Genomic DNA, 845 nt, shown 5'->3' on the forward strand with positions numbered 1-845 from the left:
TAGGGTCAGGACTCGTTCTTGTTTCATAGCCAGAAGATGACCGTGGCGGCGAGAGCGATGGCGGAGAGGAATACCTTTGGGCACCTGTCATATCGGGTTGCCACACGCCGCCAATCCTTGAGCCTGCCGAACATAATCTCGATCCGATTGCGTCGTTTGTAGCGGCGTTTGTCATATTTGACGGTGGCCTTGCGTTGCTTCCGGCCAGGGACACATGCGCGTATCCCTTTGTCTTTCAGGGCTTCTCTGAACCAATCGGCGTCGTAACCTCGATCTCCGAGCAGCCAGTCGACATTGGGCAGGCTGCTCAAAAGGGCTTTTGCCCCGATGTAATCGCTCACCTGTCCAGCGGTTACAAACAGGTTCAGTGGGCGGCCTTTACTGTCACAGATGGCGTGCAACTTGGTATTCATACCGCCTTTGGTTCTGCCAATCAGGCGACCGCGTCCCCCTTTTTAACGCCCAAACTGGACGCTGTGCGGTGGGCTTTCAGATAGGTGGCGTCGATCATGATCGTCTTCTCTTCGCCATGCTCAGCGGCCAGACCGACCATAATCTGGGCAAAGATGCCTTTGTCGCTCCATCGTTTCCAACGGTTGTACAGGGTTTTGTGCGGCCCGTATTCCTTGGGCGCATCCCGCCACCGTAAACCATTGCGGTTGATGAAGATAATCCCACTCAACACACGCCGATCATCGACACGAGGTTTGCCGTGGGACTTGGGGAAATAGGGCTCCAGACGCGCCATCTGCGCATCGCTCAGCCAGAAAAGGTCAGACATGTCACCGCTCATTTTCGAACGGTGAATCATGCCGAAGAACGGAAATCAATGGGTCCTGACCCTA

Annotated in this window: 1 protein-coding gene; it reads right to left on the reverse strand. The window is 55.1% G+C overall.

Going from position 1 to position 845, the window contains the following annotated elements; all coding sequences use genetic code 11:
- Nucleotides 1-23 precede the first annotated feature (23 nt).
- Nucleotides 24-781, reverse strand: a protein-coding gene (locus ACR0C5_RS19690) for an IS5 family transposase (RefSeq protein ID WP_480878638.1) whose coding sequence is annotated in 2 segments (ribosomal slippage) — nucleotides 24-457 and nucleotides 457-781 — 759 coding nt in all. Because the reading frame shifts where the segments join, the coding sequence is not laid out codon by codon here.
- Nucleotides 782-845: the final 64 nt, after the last annotated feature.

Source organism: Ruegeria sp. N8 (genome assembly GCF_056531325.1).